Source organism: Hoeflea sp., assembly GCF_984452065.1.
Map to the genome: position 1 here is coordinate 1 of NZ_CFHWAF010000222.1, position 4,275 is coordinate 4,275.

At 60.2% G+C, this 4,275-nt stretch carries 5 protein-coding genes; all 5 read right to left on the minus strand.

Annotated features, from left to right (window positions below; all coding sequences use genetic code 11):
- Positions 1-304, minus strand: a 304-nt coding sequence (locus AC5E6N_RS23520; RefSeq protein ID WP_491750082.1) for a rhodanese-like domain-containing protein, incomplete at its 3' end; no start/stop codon positions are given.
- A 15-nt stretch (positions 305-319) separates the two neighbouring features.
- Complete coding sequence (locus AC5E6N_RS23525) at positions 320-1,054, minus strand: alanyl-tRNA editing protein (RefSeq protein ID WP_491750083.1); 735 nt, start codon at positions 1,052-1,054, stop codon at positions 320-322.
- 3 nt (positions 1,055-1,057) lie between these two features.
- Complete coding sequence (locus AC5E6N_RS23530; protein ID WP_491750084.1) at positions 1,058-2,095, minus strand: cysteine synthase A; 1,038 nt, start codon at positions 2,093-2,095, stop codon at positions 1,058-1,060.
- Between the two features lie 174 nt (positions 2,096-2,269).
- Positions 2,270-3,535 carry a class I SAM-dependent methyltransferase gene (locus AC5E6N_RS23535; protein WP_491750085.1) on the minus strand — a complete coding sequence of 422 codons (1,266 nt, stop codon included), beginning with the start codon at positions 3,533-3,535 and terminating at the stop codon, positions 2,270-2,272.
- Positions 3,536-3,789: 254 nt separating this feature from the next.
- Positions 3,790-3,972 carry a hypothetical protein gene (locus AC5E6N_RS23540; protein ID WP_491750086.1) on the minus strand — a complete coding sequence of 61 codons (183 nt, stop codon included), beginning with the start codon at positions 3,970-3,972 and terminating at the stop codon, positions 3,790-3,792.
- Between the last annotated feature and the right edge of the window lie 303 nt (positions 3,973-4,275).

Sequence of the window (4,275 nt, forward strand, 5' to 3'; positions counted from 1 at the left end):
CGGTGAACATTCCGGGGCCGTCATAGACGACAATCGTATTGTCCGTTGAAATCCCGAGTTCGGACACCTGCGCTTCGAAATGTTCGGGGCCGGGCAGGGCGTGCGGAAGGTCCGCATCCGGATCGACCATGACATCCTGGTCGAAGAACACCGCGCCCGGGATGTGGCCGCTCTCATACTCCAGGCGGGCGTCGCGCCCCTGGGCGGGAAGGTACCAGGACGCATCGACGATGCGCAGCCCGTCATCGTCCAGATGTTCCTGCAGCCAGTCCGGCGATACGACAAAGGCGCTCTTTTCAGACATGGGCATATGCGCGGATCATTGCGGCATCTCGCCGAAGCGAATGCGGAAGCGTCTGTTCTCGCGCCCTTTCTTCTCGATCTTGCCGATGTGGATGGCGCCCACTTCGCGAGTCTCCGAAACATGCGTTCCGCCGCAGGGCTGGCTGTCGACGGCGGCGTCCTCGCCGATGCAGACAAGCCTGATGTGCCCGCTGCCACGCGGCGGCCGGACATTCTTCGACTTGACGAGATCGGGATTGGCTTCCAGTTCACTCTCGTCAATCCACTTTGAAAAGACCGGATGGTTGCCGTCCACGAGTTCCATAAGCCTTTCAGTAACGGAGACCTTGTCCGTCGCCTCGCTCATATCGAAGTCGACGCGGCTCTCGTTTTCGCCGACCGACGCGCCGGTGATGGGAAAGGGACAGACGACCGTGAGCAGATGGCAGGCGGTGTGCATGCGCATAAGCCTGTAGCGCCTCGGCCAGTCGATGTGCAGCACCAGAGGTTCACCGATTTCGGGCACGGCCTGCTCGTTCGATGGAACGTGGACGATGTCCGCCTTGCTCTGTCCGTTGACGGTCGCGGCAATCTCGATCCTGGAGCCATCCTCGCGTTCGAAGAAGCCGATATCGCCCGGCTGGCCGCCGGATGTCGCATAGAAGCAGGTCTGGTCGAGAAGTATGCCGCCGCGCTCGTTGACCGCGGTTACCTTGCCCTCGGCGGTCGACAGATAGGCGTCGTCTATGAAGAGCGGATGGGTTTGTGACAAGGTTCAGACCTCTTCGAAGGGTATGGATATGTCCGGAGCGGTTTCCATCCATTCAGGAACCGGCAGATCCTTGGAGCGCAGGAATTGCGGGTTGAACAGTTTCGACTGGTAGCGGTTTCCGTAATCGCAAAGGATGGTGACGATGGTGTGGCCCGGGCCCATGTCGCGGGCCATCTTGACGGCGCCGCAGATATTGATGGCGGAAGAGCCGCCCAGACACATACCCTCTTCCTCGATCAGGTCGTAAATGTAGGGAAAGGACTCCGCGTCGGATACCTGATAGGCAAAGTCGGGCGTGAAGCCCTCAAGATTCGCCGTGATGCGCCCCTGGCCGATGCCTTCCGTTATCGAACCGCCCTCGGACTTCAGTTCACCGTTCTTGTAGTAATTGTAAAGCGCCGCGCCCTGCGGATCGGCGATGCCTATTTTGACGCCGGGATTGCGTTCGCGCAGGCCGACGGCGACGCCCGCGAGCGTGCCGCCGGAACCGCAGGCGCAGATGAAACCGTCGACCTTGCCGTCGGTGTCATTCCAGATTTCGGGCGCGGTTGTCTCGATATGCGCCTGCCGGTTGACCGTATTGTCGAACTGGTTGGCCCAGATCGCGCCATTCGGGTTCTCTTTGGCCAATTGCTCGGCGAGGCGGCCGGAGAGACGCACGTAGTTGTTGGGGTTCCTGTAGGGCAGAGCGGGCACCTCGATCAGTTCAGCGCCGAGCAGGCGCAGGGCGTCCTTCTTTTCCTCGCTTTGCGTTTCGGGAATGACGATCACCGTCCGGTATCCGAGCGCCTTGGCGACCATGGACAAGCCGATGCCGGTGTTGCCGGCGGTGCCTTCGACAATGACGCCGCCGGGGCGCAGCCTGCCGCTCTCGATCGCATCGCGGACGATGAACAGGGCGGCGCGATCCTTGACCGACTGGCCGGGATTGAGGAATTCAGCCTTGCCCAGAACGGTGCAGCCGGTCTCCTCCGACACACGTTTCAGCTTGATCAGCGGCGTGTTGCCGATTCCTTCCAGCACGGATTGCAATATGGTCATTTCCTGGCCCCGATTGATTCACTGCGACAGTATTTTGACGGTTGTGGATTATCAACACGGCCGGAGACAAGAAATGCCATTTGTCGACGGAGCGAGCCGGAAAAATACTATTTCAGCGCATTCCCGGCCGCTTTGCTTCCGGCTGTTTCCGGAAAGAGCTGAAGGCAAGCCGCCTCAGCCCGGATTTCGCTGGTAGACGATCTGGCGCACATTGATGTTTTCGGCGCGGAAACCGGCCTCGCAATAGTGCAGGTAGAACTCCCAAAGCCGCTTGAACCGCTCGTCGAAGCCCATCGGCCGGATGCTTGGCCAGGCATCCCAGAACCTGATGCACCATTCCGACAACGTGCGGGCATAGTCCTGCGCGAAGGCCCGGTGATCGGCAAGTTTCAGGTTCGCCTTGCGGCCGAGATCTTCCAGGATCTCCAAGGTTGGCAGCATGCCGCCGGGGAAGACGTAGCGCTGGATGAAGTCGGGGTTGCGACGGTAATTCTCATAGGCGTCTTCATGGATCGTGATGATCTGAAGGCCGGCGCGGCCGCCGGGTTTCAGACATTCATGGATCTTGTCGAAATAGCCGGACCAGTATTTTTCGCCGACCGCCTCGAACATCTCGATCGACGCCACGTGGTCGTAAACACCGCTCTCGTCGCGGTAATCCTGGAATTTCAGATTGACGCGATCCGAAAGGCCGGCCTTTTCCATGCGCCTCGTCGCATAGTCGAGTTGTTCACGGCTGATGGTCAGGCCGGTCACGCGCGCGCCGATCTCGCCGGCGGCATATTCCGCAAAGCCGCCCCAGCCGCAACCGATTTCCAGGACGTGGCTGTCCGGCGTGATCCCGATGGCGTCCGCAAGCGCCTTGTACTTGGCTTTCTGGCCGCTTTGCAGGTCGTTGGCGCCGGTCTGAAACAGGGCCGAGGAATAGGTCATGCTCGGGTCGAGCCATTTTTCATAAAACGCATTCCCGAGATCATAGTGCGCGGAGATGTTCTTCCTTGCCCGGGACTTTGTATTCGAGCGGAAAAGATGCCGGACCTTCTCGATGACACTGGCAAGTCCGCGCGCGCCGCTCGCGATATGGTTTCCGATATCCGTGTTGACGAGAAACAATTCGAGGAATGTCGGGATATCCGGGCTTTCCCAGGCGCCGTCCCTATAGCTTTCCGCAACGCCGATCGTGCCGCGGCGGAATGCGCTGTAGGGCAGGTTCCAGTTTTTCAGAACAATTTCGGCACGCGGTCCGCTTTCCGGACCTTCGATGCGGATATGACTGCCGTCCGGCAACTTCATGTCGAGCGCGCCCCGCCGCAGCTCGGAAATCGCCCGCAATGCCAGCTGGGCCTTGAAAGGAAGGCCTTTGGAAATATGGCTGATATTGTCGGCCGAAACAATCTCCACCACGCTTTCCGCGTCTGCTTGTTTGTCCGTGACGTTCATCTGAATGCCTCCGGCGCGCCTGCCGGCTGTTGCGGCATCGGTGATCGCCAAAACGAAACGACCATCGGCACGATCAGCGCGCTACACCCCCCATATTGTTCATCCACCCGCAGACTTATGCAAGTGTGAAGAAACATCAAGAGTTTAAGTGGTCCGCGATCAGTGAAACAGGCCGGTTATTGTTGGTGCCCGAATCCGGACAGGCGGAAAAAGCCCGGCCGACAGGGCCGGGGCAGGGATGTCCTTCAATCGGCTCAGCTGACATGCGGCGGGCGCATTTCACGGATGGCCGCGCGGACGCGACGCCAGTTTTCCGCGTCTACGGCTTTGCCCTTGGCCTCGAGATCGATCGCCCTTTGCGCCGCCTCGGCTTCGGCGCGGTCACCGCGTGCATCCAGAAGCTGGCGGGCATGTTCGACAATTTTGGTTGCTTTCATCATCTCCTCCATTGCTCGGAAGGTATCATGTCCCAACCCGGTCCGGAGACCTCAACGCCGGTCAATCTGCCGGCAGTTGCCGCTGCAAAGTGGCGTACCTGCCGGCTGCCCATGCGTCCGGTGTGATCGACGGCCCGGTTCTCACGCTTACCCGGATTATTTTAGCGCGGTATCGGTGCGGCTGCCAGTCCGCGCACGGCCGCCCGGCGGGGGAGGCGACGGGATGACGCGGCGGGAGGCGATCTGCGGGCTAGAGCGAGTTGTGATTAGATTGAAGCATTTGATGGCGGAAAATCGGTTCAC